The organism is Nocardia cyriacigeorgica, assembly GCF_010858045.1.
Taxonomy (GTDB): domain Bacteria; phylum Actinomycetota; class Actinomycetes; order Mycobacteriales; family Mycobacteriaceae; genus Nocardia; species Nocardia cyriacigeorgica_E.
Map to the genome: position 1 here is coordinate 18,695 of NZ_JAAGVC010000032.1, position 17,812 is coordinate 36,506.

Sequence of the window (17,812 nt, forward strand, 5' to 3'; positions counted from 1 at the left end):
GCCCGCGGAGAATGTTCGACCATTGTCAGCTCACCCGACCGCGGAGAGGTATTCGCTGTAGAACAGGCCGAGTCCGACCGCGGAGGCCATCGCGGCCAGCAACCAGAACCGGATGATCACCGTCGTCTCCGCCCATTTACTCAATTCGAAATGGTGATGGAACGGCGCCATCTTGAACAACCGGTTGCGCGTGGTGCGGAACACCGCGACCTGCAACACCACCGACGCCGCCTCGGCGACGAACAGCGCGCCGATGACCACCATCAGCAGTTCGGTGCGGGTGGTGATGGACAGGCCGGCGAGCAGGCCACCCAGCGCCAGCGAGCCGGTATCGCCCATGAAGATCTTGGCCGGGGCCGCGTTCCACCACAGGAAACCCATGCACGCCGCGGCGCCCGCGGCGCACACCAGCGCCAGGTCCAGCGGGTCGCGCACGTTGTAGCAGCCGGTCTCCGGCTTGGTCTCGCAGGCGTGGTAGTACTGCCAGAACGTGATGATCACGTATCCGCCGAGCACCAGGCTCATCGATCCGGCGGCCAGGCCGTCGAGACCGTCGGTCAGGTTCACCGCGTTCGACCAGGCCACCACCAGCAGGCAGACGAAGGCGAGGAACACGATCACGCCCATCGACACCGTGGTGATGTCGCGGACGTAGGACAGATGCCTGCTGGCCGGGGTCAAGCCGCTGGCGCCGCGGAACTGCAAGGCCAGCACACCGAACACCACCGCGGCGGTGAGCTGGCCGATGTACTTACCGGCGGCCGTCAGGCCGAGATTGCGGCCTTTGCGGATCTTGATGAAATCGTCGACGAATCCGACCGCGCCCAGCGCCGTGGCCAGTCCGAGCACCAGCAGCGCCGAGGCCGACGGACCTTCGGCGTCGTAGCCGATGCCGATCAGGTGCGAGCCGAGGTACCCGGCCCACATACCGATGATGATGGCGACGCCACCCATGGTCGGCGTGCCGCGCTTGGCCTGATGGCTGGCCGGGCCATCGACCCGGATCTCCTGGCCGAACCCCTGCTTGGCGAACATCTTGATCAGTAGGGGCGTCAACAGAATCGACACCGCCAGCGCGATCCCCGCCGCGAACAGAATCTGTCTCATCGCACTGCCTCCGCGCTACCCCTGCGTCCATCCGGGCGAGCATCGCCGGTCAAATGCTCGGCGACGGCCCACAGGCCGACCGACTGCGACGCCTTGACCAGCACCACATCACCCGGCTCGACCGCGTCGTCGAGCAGCGCGATCGCCGCGCCGATATCGGGGACGAGGACCGATTCCTCGCCCCATGAGCCTTCCATCACCGCACCCTGATGCATCGCCCGGGAGGGCCGGCCGGTGCCGACCACGACGAGCCGGTCCACATCCAGCCGCACCGCGAGACGTCCGATGGCGTCGTGTTCGATCACCGACTCCGCGCCGAGTTCGGCCATCTCACCGAGCACCGCCCAGCTGCGGCGCGGGGTATCACCGGCCTTGGACATGGTGACCAGCGCCTTGAGCGCGGCCCGCACCGAATCCGGGTTGGCGTTGTAGGAGTCGTTGACGACGGTGACACCCTCGGAGGTGGTGCGCACGTCCATCCGGCGGGCCGAGGCCGCACGGGCTCCGGCCAGCGCCGCGACGATGGTGTCGAGGTCCGCGCCGCATTCGAGGGCCACGGCCACCGCCGACAACGCGTTGCCGACCTGATGTTCGCCGTGCACCGACAGCCGCACCTGCGCGCTCCCGGCCGGGGTGTGCACGGTGAACCGCGCCCTGGCCGCATCGTCGAGGACGACGTCGGTGGCCCGGATGTCGGCGCGTTCGGCCTGCCCCACCATGACCACCCTGGCCTCGGTGCGTGCGGTCATGGCCGCGACCTGTGAGTCGTCGGCATTGAGCACGGCGAGGCCGGTCGAGGGCAGTGCCTCGACCAGTTCGCCCTTGGCCTTGGCGATCGCCGCACGACTGCCGAACTCGCCGAGGTGGGCGGTGCCGACATTGAGCACGACGCCGATGTTCGGCGGGGCGATCTCGGTGAGCGCGGCGATATGGCCGACACCGCGCGCGGACAGCTCCAGCACCAGGAACCGGGTGGTCTCGTCGGCACGCAAGGCCGTCCACGGATGGCCGAGTTCGTTGTTGAACGAGCCGGGTGGGGCCACCACCGGGCCCAGCGGCGCCAGTACGGCGGCCAGCAGATCCTTGGTGGAGGTCTTGCCGGAGGAGCCGGTGACGCCGACGACGGTCAAACCGCCTGCGGCGACCAACCGTTCGACGCTGGCGCGCGCCAGCTTCGCCAGCGCCGACAGCACCGCCGCACCGGAGCCGTCGGTATCGCCTGCCACCACCGCCGAATTCGCGGGCAACGTGCCGGGGCTGGGCGCGACCACGATCGCGGGTACACCCACCGGACGCGCGGCCAGCACGGCGACCGCACCGGCCTCGACCGCCGCGGCCGCGTAATCGTGGCCGTCGGCGCGCTCACCCGGGAGGGCGAGGAAAACATCTCCGGGACCGATTCTGCGCGAGTCGAATTCGACCGAACCGGTCACCGTCACCTCCGGGTCCGCGACGTCGTGCAGCGTGCCGCCGACGACGTCCGCGATATCCCGCAGTGTCATCTCGATCATGAAACCGTCAAGTCCTCCGCGTCCGAACCCTGCGGACTTCGCTGCTGTATCGCGGCCGCGAGCACCTCGCGGTCGTCGAACGGGTGCTTCACCCCGTGGATCTCCTGCCCTGCCTCGTGTCCCTTGCCCGCGACCAGCACCACGTCACCGGCGCGGGCCCAGGCCACCGCCGTTTCGATGGCTGCGGCCCGGTCGCCGATCTCGCGGATCTCGCCGCGTTCGGATTCCGGCACACCGAGCGCGCCTGCGCGCAGGGCGGCCCGGATGGCCGCCGGATCCTCGGTGCGCGGATTGTCGTCGGTAATGATCAGTAGATCGGCGCCGCGCGCGCCGGCCGCGCCCATCAACGTCCGTTTGCCCGCATCGCGGTCGCCGCCCGCGCCGACCACCACCGCGAGCCTGCCGCCCGCGCCCGCTTCGGCCAGATGCGCACGCAGCGTGGCGATCACCGATTCGACCGCCGCCGGTTTGTGCGCATAGTCGACCAGCGCGAGGAAGTCCTGGCCGCGCTCCACTCGCTGCATCCGCCCCGGCACGTCGACGGTGGCAAGGGCAGGCGCGGCGACCGAGGGCTCGACACCCGCTGCCGCGCACAGCGCGAGCGCGAGCAGCCCGTTGGCGACGTTGTAGCGGCCCGGAAGCCGCAGGCGCACATCGGTTTCGCCGTGCGGGCCGACCGCGGTGAATTCCTGTTCGCCGCCGTGGGTGCGCACCGTGCCCGCGACCTGCCAGTCGGCGGGGCCGGTGGTGGCGACGGTGATCGGTGCGTCCAGCCCGTCGGCCAGGCGCCTGCCCCATTCGTCGTCGACGCAGATCACCGAGGTGCGCGCGGCCACCGGCGACTGCGGCTCGAACAGCCTGCGCTTGGCGGCGAAGTAATCCTCGAAGTCGGCGTGGAAATCCAGGTGGTCCTGGGACAGGTTGGTGAACCCGCCCACCGCGAACCGCACACCGTCGACCCGGCCGAGGGCCAGCGCATGGCTGGACACCTCCATCACCACCGCGTCCACGCCCTGTTCGACCATCAGCGCGAACATCGCGTGCAGCTGCGGCGCCTCGGGCGTGGTCAGCGCGCTCGGCACCCGGCGTCCGCCGATGCGGGTCTCGATGGTGCCGATCAGCGCGGTGGACAGTCCGGCGGCGGCCAGCCCGGCCTCCACCAGATAGGAGGTGGTGGTCTTCCCGGAGGTCCCGGTGATGCCGACGATGCGCAACCGATCGGAGGGATGGCCGTAGATCGCGGCCGACAGCTCGCCGAGCACCTCGCGCGGGCGTTCCCGCACCAGCACCGGCACCCCGAGCTCACCGGCGAGCCCGGCGCCTTCGGCATCGGTGAACACTGCCACCGCGCCACGCTCGACGGCGGCGCGGGCGAACCGTGCGCCGTGCGCCTTGGAGCCGGGTAGCGCGGCGAACAGATCGCCGGGGAGCACCGCGTCCGAACGCTGTTCGATACCGGTGATCACCAGGCCGGACGGCAGGTCCGAGCGCAGCTCGGCGCCGGTCAGATCCAGCAGGTCGGGCAGCGTCGACGACGTCGGCTCGGCCGGTCGTAGCGCGTGCTGGCTGGACTGCGCGGGCACAAGGTTCCTCTCTGCGATTTGTGGTGCGTACACCGACGACGAGTCAGGTTACCGACGCCTGCTTCGCGGCAGGCAACGCGGTTCACGGATTCGGGTCCGCCGCACCCGCGCCAGCCCACCGCGACACCGGTCGCGGCAGGTCCAGCGATGGCGGGCAGTGGCATGAACTCACGAGGCCTGCAGCACGAAACGCCTGGCAGGCTCGGTGGAGGGCGGGATGCGGTCGCGCTGCAACGCCCAGGACGCGATGTTGTGGAACAGCGGGGCCGCCGACTGTCCGCCGCTGCCGTCGGCGCTGCGGACCGGGGCGTCGAGCATCATGCCGATGACGTAGCGGGGGTCCTCGGCCGGGGCCATCCCGGCGAAGGTGATCCAATACGACGAGCTCGAATAGCAGCCGCAGGCCGGGTCGACCTTCTGCGCGGTGCCCGTCTTGCCCGCGATCCGATAGCCCTCGACCGCGGCGGGCACGCCGGTGCCCATCTGCACGCCCATCGGATCGCGCTGCACGACCGCCTGGAACATGGTGCGCAGGGTCTGCGCGGTCTGTGGGCTGACCACCCGCACGCCCTCGGGGGTGGGTTCCTCGGTGCGGGTGCCGTCGGGGGCGATCTTGGCACGGACGATGCGTGGCGGGATCCGCAGGCCGTCGTTGGCGATGGCCTGGTACATGCCGGTCATCTGCAGCGTCGTCATCGAAAGGCCCTGGCCGATCGGCAGGTTCGCGAAGGTGCCGCCGGACCACTGGTCGCGCGCGGGCAGCAGACCCGGGCTCTCACCGGGCAGGCCGACGCCGGTGCGCTGGCCGAGGCCGAACCGGGTGAGCATGTCGGCGAAGCGGTCCTCACCCACGCGCTGGGCGAGCATCAGCGTGCCGACGTTGGACGACTTCCCGAAGATCCCGGTGGTGGTGTAGGGCGCGACGCCGTGTTCCCAGGCATCGCCGACGGTGACGCCTGCCATATGGATCTGGCCGGGCACCTGATGGACCTCGTCCGGGTTGGTGAGTCCGTATTCGATGGCGGCCGCGGCGGTGACGATCTTGTTCACCGAGCCGGGCTCGAAGGCATGGGTCACCGACGGGTTGTCCAGCGCTTCCGGTTTCCAATGTTCCGGCCCGAGTGACGGATTGAAGGTGTTGTCGTTGGCCATCGCCAGCACCTGGCCGGTCTTGGCGTCCAGCACCACCGCCGACGCCGATTGCGCGCCGGAGAGGTCCTTGGCCTGCTGCACCTGCTGCTGGACGTAGTACTGCAGGTCCGAATCGAGGGTGAGTTCGACGCCGTAGCCGTTGACCGCGGGCACCCGGTCGCGCCAGCTGCCCGGGATCACCGCGCCGTCGGCGCCGCGGTCGTAGGTGTGCGAGCCGTCGGTGCCCGCGAGCACCGAATCCATCGACGATTCCAGCCCGATCTGGCCGTGGCCGTCCCAGCCGGTGGCACCGATGATATTGGCGGCCAGCGATCCGCCCGGGTACTCGCGCGGATTCTGCGAGTCGGCGCCGACCTCCTTGAACTCGACGACGATCTCGGCGGCGACGCGCGGATCGACATTGCGGGCCAGATACACGAACTGCTCGTCGCTGTTGAGCAGTTCCAGCAGCTTCTTCTCGCTGGGCCCCTTGTCGCCGAGTTTCTCGTGAATGGTGGCGGCGATATCGCGCAGCCGCTGCTCGGGATCGGGCGCGGAATCGTCCTTGGCCTTGGCCTCGGCCAGATCCTTGCGCACCTTCACGGGCTGGAAGTGCAGTTCCTTGGCGGTGACGGTGAACGCGAGCGCCTTGCCGTTACGGTCGGTGATGGGCCCGCGCATGGCCTCGTCCACCCAGTGCGCGGTGCGCTGGCTGGCCGCCTGCGCGGACAGTCCCGGCGCCGAAATGCTCTGCACCCACAGCAATTGGATCGCGACGACGGCGAGCGCGCCGAACATCGCGATCCGCCCAACCCCCAACCGCATCCGCACCGGCCGGTCCAGCTGCGGCGCCGCAGGCCTGCGTCTGTTCACCGGCCCGCGACGGGAACGCTTCGCGGGTCCGGGCCGCCTCATCGTGCGGCCTCGCCAGCGGTCGGCCGCACGGCGGGCGCGACGCCGGGTTGCCCCGGCGCGTTCTCGATGAGAGCCGGTGCGGCGGGGGCTGATTCGGCAGCCATGCCCTGCCCTTCGACGGGACCTGGATTCGACGGCGGAGCGGGGACGTTCGGCGCCGGGACCGGCACCTCGGCAGTGTCTTGCCGCTGATCCGCGGCAGGCCCGGCGACCGGGCCGGCGGCCGGGGCCGAAGCCGCGGACTGATCCGGCATCTGGGCGGGGGCCGGAGCCGCAGGCGCCGACGCGGTGGCCGCCGCCGGTGACTGCGCGATCGGCGCCGCGGCAGGTGCCGGTGTCGGTGCCGCGGCCGGTGCTCCTGCTGGGGCCGGAACCGTGGCAGGGTCCGGTGCGGCAGCGGGCGCTCCGTCTGCCGGGGCCGGTGCAGCGTCGGCCGGCGGGACCGGGGCGGCGGCCGGGACCGGTGCCGGGCCCGCGGCCGGGTCGACCGGAGCGGGTGCCGGGCCCGCGGCCGGATCCGCCGGAGCGGGTGGGGCACCTGCGGGAATGGGCGCTGGTGCGGGAGCACCGGCCGGAGCGGGCGCCGACGCCCCGGCCTGGCCCGGAGCTGCGCCTTCCGGTGCCGGAGCGCCGGCGGGCGCGGGGCTCGGCGCCGCAGGGCTCGGCGCGGCAGGCGTCAACCCGGCTCCCACCGGCGGGGCGGCGTTGATCTGGGCGCCGTCGGGACGCGCGGCCGGAGCGCGGGGCGTCGAGGTGACCGGGACAACTCGTTCGCCGTGGCTCTGCGGCGCCCCCGGGCGGTCCGCGGCGCGGGTGGGCGGCGGGTTCAGCGGCGGCACCGGTGCGCCCTCGGCGGGCTTCGGGTCACCGATGACGATGATGCTGCCATCGGGCCCGACCACCAGGCGCGCCGGGTCCTTGGCCGGGATCATGCCGAGTTCCCTGGCCCGCGCGGCGAGTTCGGGCGCCGAATCGGCGGCCTCCACTTCCCGTTGCAGTGCGGCCCGCTCGTCGGCGAGGGTCTGGTTCAGCTTCCTGGCATCGCTGAGCAGGTAGCTATCCTCCGCGGCACGGGTGGTGAGCAGCAGGGTCAGCGCGAGCCCGCAGCCGAGCAGGGCGAGAATCGCCGCGACGAACGGGATGCGGGTGGCCATGACCGAACCGCGCGGCAGCACCGCATCGAAGGCACCTGCCCCTTCGGCGCGCAGCTTGCGGCGGGCGTAGGCGCGTTGCGCCGCACCCGATTTCACCCGCTCGGCGGCCTGCACTCGGCGGGCGATCCGCCTGGGCTCGGCGACGGTCGGTGTCCGTACGCTCACGCTGTGCCCTCCTTTGGCCTGACCGGGCCGCTCTGCTCGCTCAGCCGAGCTGCCCGCGGGCACCGACCCGCTCGTGCGGACCGCCCCCCGTCTCCCCGTGGAAGGCTGCCCGAGCGTCGTCGTCGCCCTGCTCATGCACCCTCCTGAATCCGTTCTGCCGCGCGCATCCGTACCGGGGCGGCGCGCGGGTTCTCCTCGATCTCTGCTTCGGTGGCCTGCTCCGCGCCGCGGGTGAGCAACCGGAATTCCGGCCCCATGCCGGGCAGTTCCATCGGCAGGCCGACCGGCGTGCGCGAGGCCGCACGCTGGGCCAGTTCATGTTTGACGACGCGGTCCTCGAGTGACTGATACGACATGACCACGATCCGCCCGCCCACTCGCAGTGCGTTCAGCGCCGCGGGCAGTGCGGCGCGCAGCGATTCCAGCTCACCGTTGACCTCGATCCGCAGCGCCTGGAAGGTGCGTTTGGCCGGATGCCCGCCGGTGCGCCTGGTGGCGGCGGGGATCGCGTCGTAGAGCAGTTCCACCAGCTGCGCGCTGGTGGTGAACGGCCGCTGCTGCCTGCGTCGCACGATCTCGCTCGCGATGCGGCCCGCGAAACGTTCCTCGCCATAGGTTTTCAGGATCCGGGCCAGCTCGCCGTGGCTGTAGGTGTTGAGCACGTCGGCGGCGGTGGGGCCGGTGGTCGGATCCATCCGCATGTCCAGCGGGGCGTCCACCGAGTAGGCGAAGCCGCGGTCGGTCTCGTCCAGCTGCATGGACGAGACACCGAGGTCCATCAGGATGGCGCTGATCGAACCGGTGGCCGACAGCCCGGCCTCGGCGAGGGCATCGGGGATTCCGTCATAACGGGTGTGTACCAGGGTGATTCGGTCCTGGTATGGCCGCAGTCGCTCGCCCGCGAGCGCGAGGGCATCGGTGTCGCGGTCGAGCCCGACCAGCCGGATCCGCGGGTAGCTGCGCAGGAAATGTTCTGCGTGCCCGCCCAATCCGAGGGTGGCATCGAGGTAGACGGCGCCGGGTTCGCCGAGCGCGGGCCCGAGCAATTCGTCGGCGCGCTGGAGCAGGACCGGGACATGGCGCGGGCCGTGCTGTTCACGGTTCACCTCGACCTCCCGGATCTTGCCTCGCTTCGTCACGCACCGATATCGGGTCGCCTTGTTCCGCAGTGTTTTCGGCGAACACCGCGGGTAGATGGGTCGTGCTGTCGTGAGTGATTGCTCTGGATTGCGGAGCAGCGAATGCTGCGGGATTCGGACCGGATGTCGGTGACGAATGCCCCGTGGTCTCTGACCGAAGCGGCACCTGGCGTCGGGGAAGTACGTCAGGGTCCGCATCCGGGCAGAGGCCGCGTGGCACTCGTACGGGCTAGAAGATCCCGCCCAGCGACTCGTCTCTGGCTTGTGCGTAGTCCTCCTCGTGTTCGGCGAGGTAGGACTCCCACGCCTGCTTGTCCCATATTTCGAGGAAGTCGACCGAACCGATCACCACGCAATCCCGTGACAGGTTGGCGTAGCGACGATGATCCGCCGACAGCACGATCCGGCCCTGAGCGTCCGGACGCTGTTCGTCCGTGCCTGCCGCGAGAGCCCGGACGAACGCCCGTGCCTGCGGGTTGCTCCGAGACGCCGCCGCGGCTCGCCGCGCGAGCGCGGTGAACTCCTCTTTGGGGTACACGGCAAGGCTGTGGTCCTGCCCCTTCGTGACCATCAACCCTCCCGCCAGATCGTCTCGAAACTTCGCAGGCAACGTGAGTCGCCCTTTGTCGTCCAATCGAGGTGTGTAGGTACCGAGAAACAACTCGACACCTCCCTACCGGACCACCTCGATCACGCATGGCCGGAACTCGCTCCGGCCGAGCGCCTTACGGCCTCTCCTGTAGTGCGCGCTCCACATTACCCCACTTTCCCCCACTTTCAATCGAAACACGGGGTGATCTGGCTCCCCGCTTCGGCGATTCCGCAGGTCATCCCAGCTATCACTGTGTGGAAGAACTTTTCCGGCGCTTCACCTCCCCGCGCGCGTCCACATCGACCCACCCCGACAACAACCAGCAAACTCCCTGGTGTGCCCTCGGATCGAGGAGCGGTGGGGGAAGGTGGGGCGCGATCGTGGGGCGATGTGGGGCTCAGCGGGCCGAGCCGGCCCGTGCCGACCGGTCGGCTCGACACGCCGTGGACGCCGAGGGGTGTGGACAGACAGACGAACGGCGGTGCGGCACCGGGAATCCGGTACCGCACCGCCGTTCGGAGTAGAGCTCGGGCGAGCGGAGGTTACTCCTGCTCGAACCTTCTGCGGAAGCGATCTTCCATGCGCTCGGAGAAGCCGCCGGACCGGCGCTGACGTCCGCGTCCACCGGAGCCGGGGCCGGACGGACCACTCGACGGCGCGTCGCCACCGCGATCGCCGCCGCCGGCCTTCTTGGAGCCACCGAGCAGCAGCAGCACTCCGGCACCGAACATGACGATGAATCCGATCAGGCTGATGATCGGGAAGCCGCCCGGCTTCACCGGTGCGGCGATACCTGCGACGAGTAGAAACAGGCCGAGGACGAACAAGGCGGCGGCCTGAAGTCTGCGTCTACTCGAGGTCGTACGAAGGCGTCCGCCGCGGACGGACGAGGCGAACTTCGGATCCTCAGCATAGAGCGCGCTCTCGATCTGTTCGAGCATGCGCTGCTCGTGCTCGGAGAGTGGCACGGTACCTCCCCCGGCACTAGGACGTGGCTGTCGCCTCCGGGTAGGCGACAGATAGCCGACCTTGGCGGCTATCTGTCTCCAATGATACGAGTTCGATCAGGGCCGTACCACCTACTCGCCGATAACTCGCGGACCGATCCCGAAGTCGGGCTCCGCCGGGCCGCGCAAACGGGCGGCGGGCGCGATCAAATCCTCCACGTCGTGCAGGAACGCGCCGACCCGCGAGTAGAACTCGTCGGCCTGGGTGTGTCCGATCTCGCGCGGCAGGCCCGCCTCCAGCGCGGCCCGCGTCTCGGAATGGGCACTGAAGTAGTCGGCCCACATCACGAATTCCGGGGCCGCGCGTTGCAGCATCACCCAGGCATTGCGCGATCGCGCTCGCGGCGCGGCATCGGCGCCGGTGGCCGCGAGCACGGCGCCCGCACCGCGCAGGGCGGCCAGATAGGCGGTGCGGAAACGTTCGCGTGGATCGTGCTCCCCCGCCGCTTCCATCAACAGCCCGTCGGCGCGGCGCAGCAGCATGCCCGCGCGCCCGGGCCGGCCCGGATGAACGTTTCGACCAGACATCAGCCGTCCCTCCACCAGTCGCACACCCCGGCCCGAGACCGATGGCCGACCGGACGGTCGGCACCGCACGAACCGAACAGGTATTCGAACGTTTGAATTGAGCTTGAATATAGAGACGACCACCGACACGTTTCCCGCTCGCATTTTCGAGCGTCCCCACGACACGAGAGCCATGACCGCCGTCAAGCCACATCACACGCCCGCACCCGTCGTCGTCGACCTCTCGGTCACGGCGCTGCGTGCCCGGTTGCACGACGCGCTCGCGGTGTACGTCGCGGCGATGGACTACCCGCGCGGCACCGAACACCACCGCGCGCCCATGTGGACCGAACACACCTCCCGCGCGGGCTGGCAGGCCGTGGCCGCGGTGATCCCCGACGACTCCGGCTACTTCGATGTGCGCACCTCGCCGATCGTGGCCATCGGCTACGGGTACCGGGGCGCACCGCATCAGTGGTGGCAGCAGCAGGTCTATACGGGCATGCGGCGGTCGAGCTGGCCGGAGCATTCGGCACGGGAGCTGCTGTCGGACTATTTCGAGCTCACCGAACTGCATGTGCACCCGTCGGCGCAGGGTCGCGGCATCGGCTCGACGCTGCTGGAGCGGCTGCTGCGGGATCGGCCCGAGCGGGCGGTGCTGCTGTCGACCCCCGAGGTCGACGCCGAGGACAACCGGGCCTGGCGGCTGTACCGGCGCGCCGGGTTCGGCGATGTGGTGCGGCATTTCATCTTCGCCGGGGACACCAGGGAGTTCGCCATCCTGGGCCGGCGGCTGCCGCTGTGAGCTCGCGATGACGATCGTGGTCGTCGGTTCCGGCCACAACGCGTTGGTCGCGGCTTGCTATCTGGCGCGGGCCGGGCAGCGGGTCGAGGTGCTCGAGCGCGACGAGGTGCTCGGCGGTGCGGTCTCCACGGTCGAGCGATTCCCCGGGCATCTGGTCGATCGCGGGTCCTCGGCGCACATCATGATCCGACACACCGGCATCATCGAGGAGCTGGACCTGGCGCGCTTCGGGCTGCGCTACATCGATTGCGATCCATGGGGTTTCACGCCCGCGGGCCCGGACGGCCGCGCGCCCATCGTGTTCCATCGCGACCTCGACCGCACCTGTGCGTCCATCGCCGCGGCCTGCGGGGAACGCGAGGCCGATGCCTATCGCCGGTTCGTGCGGGACTGGGGTCCGCGCAGCGCGCGGGTGATGCGCGCGTTCGGCGGCGGCCCGACGCCCGGGCATCTGCTGCGCTCGTTCTGGGGGCTGGACGCGAGTGCCGGCGGCAGCGCGCTGTCACACGAATTCCTGCAATCCGGTGACGCGCTGCTGGACGGCCTGTTCGACGACGAGCGGCTCAAGGCATCGCTGGCCTGGTTCGGCGCGCAGTCCGGCCCGCCCATGTCGGAGCCGGGGACCGCGCCGATGGTGGGCTTCGCGGCACTGATGCACACGCTGCCGCCCGGGCGCGCTGTCGGCGGTAGTGGCGCGCTGACCTCGGCGTTGGTGGCGCGGCTGCGGTCCGACGGCGGGGTGGTGACCAGCGGTGACGCGGTGACCGAGATGCGCCGCGACGGCGAGGGCTGGCGGGTGCGCACCGCCTCCGGCCGGGAACTCACCGCGCGCGCCGTCATCGCGGGCACCCACATCCTGACCACGCTGGAGCTGCTAGGTGCGGGCGGTTTCGATGCCGCGACGCTGGCGGACTGGCGCCGCCGGATCCGGGTCGGGCCCGGCATCGGGATGGTGGTGCGTGCCGCGACCGACGCGCTGCCCGCCTACCCCGGTAGCTCGGCACGGGAATCGGCGCGCGGGCTGCAATTCCTGGTGTCCGAGCGCAGGCAGCTGCGGGCGGCGCACGGCGCGGCGCTGGCCGGTGCGCTGCCGCCGCGGCCGGTGGTGCTGGCGATGAGTTTCAGTGCGCTGGATCCGAGTATCGCCGCGCCGGGTGAGCATCAGCTGTCGCTGTGGTCGCAGTGGCATCCCTACCGGCTCGCCGACGGCGCCGACTGGGCCGCGCTCGCCGACGCCGAGGCCGACCGGATCATCGGCGAAGTCGATTCCTACGCACCCGGTTTCGCGGATTCGGTGCTGCGCCGATTCGTGCAGACCCCTGCCGATCTGGAGCGCGAACTCGGGTTGCTGGGTGGCAACGTCATGCATGTGGAGATGTCGCTGGACCAGATGATGCTGTGGCGGCCGCTGCCGGAGTTGTCGGGGCAGCGGGTGCCCGGCGCACCTGGGCTGTATCTGACCGGCGCCTCGACCCATCCCGGCGGCGGCGTGTCCGGGGCCAGCGGCCGCACCGCCGCGCGGCTGGTGCTGCGCGATCAGGGTCGGTTCGCGCGGCTGTTGCGACGATGAGCCGCGTCCGGCACGCCGCGACCGACCGAGGCCTCGGCCGGTTCTCGGCGGTCGCGTCCCGCGGCCACCGACCGGAGATCGGTGCGCTCGTTCCCGGCGCACTCGCCGTTGCGTGGGTGCTCAGCCAGATCGCCTACCCCCTGACCAGCGGCGCGGACCGCGACCGGGTGACGGTGACGGTGGTCGTGCTCGCGGCCGCGACCGCCCTGACCCACGCCGCCTACACCCGCGGCCCGCGCTACGCGCTCGGCGTCCTGATCGTCGTGTCCGGCAGCGGCCTGCTCGCCGAGATCATCGGCACCGCGACCGGGATACCGTTCGGCTGCTACGACTACGCCACCGATCGGCTGGGGCCTGCCATCGCCGGTGTTCCGCTGGTGGTCCCGCTGGCCTGGACCGGCGGGGTGTACCCGATCTGGGTGGTCGCGGGCCTGCTGACCGGCCGGACGTGGTGGCGGATCCCGGTTACCGCGGTCGGCGCGGTGGGCTGGGATCTGTTTCTCGACCCGCAGATGGTCGCCGACGGTCACTGGAGCTGGTGCGTCACCGACGCGGGGCTGCCGGGCATCGAACACATTCCGCTCACCAACTATCTGGGCTGGCTGCTGGTGGCGACGCTGATGGCGGTGCTGCTCACCGGCTGGGAACGCACGGCCCCGTGGCGGCGCGGCGGAAATGCGGTGCCGGTGGCGGCGTTCGGGTGGACCTGGCTCGGTTCGGCGCTGGCGCACGCCGTGTTCCTGGATCTGCCCGCCTCCGCCTGCTACGGCGTCGTCGGCATGGGGCTGCTCGGTGTGCCGCTGGCGGTGCGGCTGGTGCGCGCACGAGGTGCGGTGCCCGCGCCGCCCGCATCGCGCTGATCGGCGACCGGTTCCGGTCGGGTTCGCCCATGTCGCGACCCGGATCGAGTAGGTTCGGAGCAGTCGGCTGTGGCAGCGGGCGGGCCGGACCGCGGTAGCGCGAGCGGGCCGTCCCGGCGCCACACCCCCGACGCCCGATCGGCTTCGTCGTCCACGATCCGGAGGGAAGATGCAGGTATCGACCGCGGTATGGATCCCGACCCTGGTCCTGATCGCCGGATTACTGCTGTTCGACTACTTCTTCCACGTGCGCAAGGCGCACACCCCCACCTTGCGCGAGGCGGCGATCTGGTCGGCGATCTATGTGGGGATCGCGGTGGTGTTCGGGTTCGTGGTGCTGATCTTCGGCGGCGTGCAGATGGGCACCGAGTACTTCGCCGGCTATGTCACCGAGAAGGCGTTGTCGGTGGACAACCTGTTCGTCTTTCTCGTCATCATCGGCAGTTTCCGCGTTCCCCGCGAGTACCAGCAGAAGGTGCTGCTGGTCGGGATCGTGTTCTCGCTGATCGCGCGGACCGGGTTCATCTTCCTCGGCGCCTCGCTGATCAACGCCTTCGCCTGGGTGTTCTACATCTTCGGCCTGCTGCTGCTGGTCACCGCGGGCAATATGCTGGCTCCGGCGGAAACCGAGACCCGGTCGGCGGACAACATCGTGATCCGGGTGGCCAAGAGATGGTTTCGCACCACTCCCGATTACGACGGCGACAAGCTGTTCACCGTGCGCGGCGGCAAGCGCATGCTCACCCCGATGCTGCTGGTGATGGTGGCCATCGGCGGTACCGACGTGATGTTCGCGCTCGATTCGATTCCGGCGATCTTCGGGCTCACCCAGAACGTCTACGTGGTGTTCACCGTGACCGCGTTCTCGCTGATGGGGTTGCGGCAGCTGTATTTCCTGATCGACGGCCTGCTCGATCGGCTGATCTACCTGTCGTTCGGACTGGCGGCGATCCTCGGTTTCATCGGCGTCAAGCTGATCCTGCACGCGCTGCACGAGAACAATCTGCCGTTCATCAACAACGGCGATCCGGTGCATGTGGGCGAGATCAGTACCGGTGCGTCGCTGCTGGTGATCCTGCTGGTGCTGGTGGTCACCGTGGTGGTGTCGGTGATCAGTCCGCGCGGGCGCGCCCAGCAGGCCGTGGCCAATGCCCGCAGGCATGCCACCGACTACCTCGACCTCGGCTACACCGCCGATCAGGCCGAACGCGACCGGATCTTCGGGCTGTTGCGCAGCGAGGAGCAGCGGCTGCGCGCCCTGCCGGAGAAGTACCGGCGACGGATCCGGCAGGAGGACGAACTGATGGAGCTGCTGCACCGTGCCCATCGCCGCCACGACGAAGCGGTGGCCGCGCGCAGCCGGTAGCGAGACCCACCTGGGACTATCGCGCCGATGCGCGGTGTCGCGTGCGTGGCGCGGCGCGCGCCTGGCACGATGTCACCCGTGCAGCCGAGTCCCGACACCACGACACCCGACGTTCCGGCCCCCTCGCCGCGCGCGCCCCGCCCCGGGATCCGGGTGACGGCGGCCGTGTTGCTGGCTGCTCTGCTGGTGCCGGTGCTGGCCGGCTGCCTGCGGGTGCAGGCCTCGATGGGTGTCTCGTCCAACGACCGGGTCTCCGGCCGTATCGTCGCCGCGGTGATCCCGGCCAACCCCGAGGACAAGGGCCCGCAGTTGAAGGCGCCGGACGCGCTGGCCACCAAGATGCGGGTGGAGCCCTACAGCCAGGACGGCTACGTCGGCAGTCAGGTGTTCTTCGACGATCTGAACTTCGGTGAGGTGCAGCAGCTCGGTCAGCTGTCGGAGCAGACCCAGGGCATGTTCCAGTTGCAGTTCCAGCGCACCGGCGATCTGGTCAGCCTCAATGGCCGCGTCGACCTGAAATCGGTGCCGCCGCACGGCTCGGACGTGCAGTTCAGCATCGCGTTCCCGGCCCGCATCGCCAAGACGAACGGTAATCGTGAGGGCGATTCGGTGGTGTCGTGGAAGCTGCCGCCCGGCGACGTCACCAATATTCGCGCCGAGGTGAGTTACGCCGACCCGAACACCCGCTCGTTCGCCGGCTGGGCAGGCATCGTCGGCGGCATCACCCTGGCCGTGGCGGCCGTGGTGGCGGCGATGGCCTACGTCAATCGCAATCCGGCGCCGCCGAACGCCCCGGAACCGAGCTTCGACCTCGGCCGTTGGTGGCGCGAAGTGCGCAGTAAGTAGGTAAGGGTGTGCCGGCCCGGCGTGGTCGAGCGACGATGACCGGCGGGGCTGGTGGGTTGCGGCGTCGGCGCGCCGCTTCCGATGCGCGAGCGTGGCGCGAACCGCATCCGCTGGTCGCGCGGGCGGTGCGGGTGGGCGCCGGGATCGCGGTAGCGGGATGCGCTGTCGCGGTGGGGAATCTGCTGACGATGCGCCGGTTGCGCCCGGGCCCGCCGGTGCCCGAGCCCGTGGCCGTCTGTGTCCCCGCGCGCGACGAGGCCGAGCGGCTGCCGCGGCTGGTCGCGGATCTGCGCGCGCAGACGGGTGTGCCCGGGTTGCGGGTGCTGATCCTCGATGACGGCTCGACCGATGGCACCGAGACGGCGGCGCGGCACGCGGCCGGCGACGACCCGCGCATCACCGTGCTGCGCTGCGACGACGAACCCGAGCCGGGGTGGACCGGTAAGGCCGCCGCGTGCGCCGGGCTGGCCGAGGCGGCCGCCGCGACCGGCGCCACCGCGTTGATCTTCGTCGATGCCGACGTGCGGCTGGCACCCGCGGCGATCGCCGCGGCGGTGACCGAATTGCGGGCGCGGCGTTGCGCACTGGTCTCGCCCTGGCCGCGGCAACTCGCGCACTCGGCCGCCGAACAACTGGTACAGCCGCTGCTGTGCTGGTCGTGGGCCACGACGCTGCCGATCACGCTCGCGAACCGGGGTGCGCGCCCGTCGATGGCGGTGGCGTGCGGGCAGTTCCTGGCCTTCGACGCGGCGGCATACCGAGCCATCGGCGGGCATGCGGCGGTGGCGGGCAGCGTCACCGAGGATCTCGATATCGCCAGGGTGATGCGGCGTCAGGGCCTGCGCACCGAAGTGGTGGCTGCCGGATCGATGGCATGCACCCGCATGTACCGTGATGCGGCCGAACTGGAGGCCGGGTATACGCGGTGGCTCTGGTCGGCCTACGGCGGTTCGGCGGCAGGTGGTTTCGCGGTGGGCGCCGTTGCCGCGCTCGCCTACTGGGTGCCGCCGCTGGCCCTGGTCGCCGGGCACGGGCGGGTCCGGCGGATCGGCCTGATGGGCTATGTGGCCGCGGTCGCGGGACGCCTCGTGACCTGCCTCCTGGACAGCGGTGCGGCACCCGGTCGCGACGACATCCTCGCCGCGTGCGCCCATCCGGTATCGGTCGCGGCCTACCTCTATCTCTGGGCACGGTCACGCCGCGCCCGGCGGCGCCGGACACTGGTGTGGAAGGGCCGCTCGCTCACGCAGTGAGGCCGAGACCCGCGATCTCACACTCTCCGAGCAGGCGCCCGCGGCACCGATTCGCACCCCTACCCGACCGCGCACCGGCTCGCCGGACAAGGGCTCAACTCACCCTGATTACTACCATTGTGCTGCGGTTTCCCTGCGACGCATGATGATTCGGCCCGACCGGAGGCCCACCCGGTTCCGGTCCGGCGACACCATCCAGAGCGACCGAGAGACCTGGCTCGCCGACGTCGCAGCAACCCCCCGGGCAACGGGTGCGGGTGCTTCTGCCGGGACCGATGGAGGCACACATGGTCGAGTCCGC

15 protein-coding genes and 1 riboswitch are annotated in these 17,812 nt (G+C 70.5%); of the genes, 6 read left to right on the forward strand and 9 right to left on the reverse strand.

Going from position 1 to position 17,812, the window contains the following annotated elements; translation table 11 throughout:
* Positions 1 to 30: 30 nt before the first annotated feature.
* From mraY to GV790_RS22110, 9 genes are all read right to left on the reverse strand, one after another.
* Positions 31 to 1,107 carry a phospho-N-acetylmuramoyl-pentapeptide-transferase gene (mraY, locus tag GV790_RS22070; RefSeq protein WP_138446661.1) on the reverse strand — a complete coding sequence of 359 codons (1,077 nt, stop codon included), beginning with the start codon at positions 1,105 to 1,107 and terminating at the stop codon, positions 31 to 33.
* A complete protein-coding gene (locus GV790_RS22075) occupies positions 1,104 to 2,618 on the reverse strand; it encodes a UDP-N-acetylmuramoyl-tripeptide--D-alanyl-D-alanine ligase (RefSeq protein ID WP_163815596.1) in 1,515 nt (504 codons plus the stop codon). The genes mraY and GV790_RS22075 overlap by 4 nt, the downstream gene beginning before the upstream one ends.
* Positions 2,615 to 4,201 (reverse strand): UDP-N-acetylmuramoyl-L-alanyl-D-glutamate--2,6-diaminopimelate ligase, encoded by a 1,587-nt coding sequence (locus tag GV790_RS22080; RefSeq protein WP_163815598.1) that lies wholly within the window; start codon positions 4,199 to 4,201, stop codon positions 2,615 to 2,617. Before GV790_RS22080 ends, GV790_RS22075 begins: the two co-directional genes overlap by 4 nt.
* A 168-nt stretch (positions 4,202 to 4,369) precedes the next feature.
* Positions 4,370 to 6,247: a peptidoglycan D,D-transpeptidase FtsI family protein gene (locus GV790_RS22085; RefSeq protein ID WP_195021074.1), complete on the reverse strand. Its 1,878-nt coding sequence runs from the start codon at positions 6,245 to 6,247 to the stop codon at positions 4,370 to 4,372.
* Positions 6,244 to 7,566: a hypothetical protein gene (locus tag GV790_RS30585; protein ID WP_175585975.1), complete on the reverse strand. Its 1,323-nt coding sequence runs from the start codon at positions 7,564 to 7,566 to the stop codon at positions 6,244 to 6,246. The genes GV790_RS22085 and GV790_RS30585 overlap by 4 nt, the downstream gene beginning before the upstream one ends.
* Positions 7,567 to 7,697: 131 nt before the next feature.
* Positions 7,698 to 8,672, reverse strand: a complete 975-nt coding sequence (gene rsmH / locus GV790_RS22095; RefSeq protein ID WP_163815662.1) for a 16S rRNA (cytosine(1402)-N(4))-methyltransferase RsmH — start codon at positions 8,670 to 8,672, stop codon at positions 7,698 to 7,700.
* A 262-nt stretch (positions 8,673 to 8,934) separates the two neighbouring features.
* On the reverse strand, positions 8,935 to 9,366 hold the full coding sequence (gene mraZ, locus GV790_RS22100) for a division/cell wall cluster transcriptional repressor MraZ (RefSeq protein ID WP_036535307.1): 432 nt from the start codon (positions 9,364 to 9,366) through the stop codon (positions 8,935 to 8,937).
* 473 nt (positions 9,367 to 9,839) lie between these two features.
* Positions 9,840 to 10,265, reverse strand: a complete 426-nt coding sequence (locus GV790_RS22105; protein WP_163815600.1) for a DUF3040 domain-containing protein — start codon at positions 10,263 to 10,265, stop codon at positions 9,840 to 9,842.
* 111 nt (positions 10,266 to 10,376) lie between these two features.
* Entirely contained in the window at positions 10,377 to 10,832 is a 456-nt protein-coding gene (locus GV790_RS22110) for an SAV_6107 family HEPN domain-containing protein (protein ID WP_228807086.1), read from the reverse strand.
* 172 nt (positions 10,833 to 11,004) lie between these two features.
* Here GV790_RS22110 and GV790_RS22115 point away from each other — a divergent pair, with 172 nt between their 5' ends.
* The 6 genes from GV790_RS22115 to GV790_RS22140 all read left to right on the forward strand — a co-directional run bounded on the left by GV790_RS22115 (position 11,005) and on the right by GV790_RS22140 (position 17,511).
* Complete coding sequence (locus GV790_RS22115; RefSeq protein ID WP_163815602.1) at positions 11,005 to 11,616, forward strand: GNAT family N-acetyltransferase; 612 nt, start codon at positions 11,005 to 11,007, stop codon at positions 11,614 to 11,616.
* A 7-nt stretch (positions 11,617 to 11,623) separates the two neighbouring features.
* Entirely contained in the window at positions 11,624 to 13,186 is a 1,563-nt protein-coding gene (locus tag GV790_RS22120; protein ID WP_163815604.1) for a phytoene desaturase family protein, read from the forward strand.
* Between the two features lie 77 nt (positions 13,187 to 13,263).
* Entirely contained in the window at positions 13,264 to 14,046 is a 783-nt protein-coding gene (locus tag GV790_RS22125) for a carotenoid biosynthesis protein (protein WP_309139027.1), read from the forward strand.
* A gap of 169 nt (positions 14,047 to 14,215) precedes the next feature.
* Complete coding sequence (locus GV790_RS22130) at positions 14,216 to 15,412, forward strand: TerC family protein (protein WP_163815608.1); 1,197 nt, start codon at positions 14,216 to 14,218, stop codon at positions 15,410 to 15,412.
* Positions 15,413 to 15,490: 78 nt separating this feature from the next.
* Entirely contained in the window at positions 15,491 to 16,258 is a 768-nt protein-coding gene (locus GV790_RS22135) for an LppM family (lipo)protein (RefSeq protein ID WP_416382007.1), read from the forward strand.
* A gap of 35 nt (positions 16,259 to 16,293) precedes the next feature.
* Complete coding sequence (locus GV790_RS22140) at positions 16,294 to 17,511, forward strand: glycosyltransferase (RefSeq protein WP_163815610.1); 1,218 nt, start codon at positions 16,294 to 16,296, stop codon at positions 17,509 to 17,511.
* Positions 17,512 to 17,699: 188 nt separating this feature from the next.
* Positions 17,700 to 17,793, forward strand: a riboswitch (SAM riboswitch).
* The last annotated feature ends 19 nt before the right edge of the window (positions 17,794 to 17,812 follow it).

What these genes read in the sequence shown, in the direction of transcription:
- mraY (WP_138446661.1), bottom strand. Translation starts at nt 1,107, where the DNA reads ATGAGACAGATTCTGTTCGCGGCGGGGATCGCGCTGGCGGTGTCGATT.
- GV790_RS22075 (WP_163815596.1), bottom strand. Translation starts at nt 2,618, where the DNA reads ATGATCGAGATGACACTGCGGGATATCGCGGACGTCGTCGGCGGCACG.
- GV790_RS22085 (WP_195021074.1), bottom strand. Translation starts at nt 6,247, where the DNA reads ATGAGGCGGCCCGGACCCGCGAAGCGTTCCCGTCGCGGGCCGGTGAAC.
- GV790_RS22110 (WP_228807086.1), bottom strand. Translation starts at nt 10,832, where the DNA reads ATGTCTGGTCGAAACGTTCATCCGGGCCGGCCCGGGCGCGCGGGCATG.
- GV790_RS22115 (WP_163815602.1), top strand. Translation starts at nt 11,005, where the DNA reads ATGACCGCCGTCAAGCCACATCACACGCCCGCACCCGTCGTCGTCGAC.
- GV790_RS22120 (WP_163815604.1), top strand. Translation starts at nt 11,624, where the DNA reads ATGACGATCGTGGTCGTCGGTTCCGGCCACAACGCGTTGGTCGCGGCT.
- GV790_RS22130 (WP_163815608.1), top strand. Translation starts at nt 14,216, where the DNA reads ATGCAGGTATCGACCGCGGTATGGATCCCGACCCTGGTCCTGATCGCC.
- GV790_RS22140 (WP_163815610.1), top strand. Translation starts at nt 16,294, where the DNA reads ATGACCGGCGGGGCTGGTGGGTTGCGGCGTCGGCGCGCCGCTTCCGAT.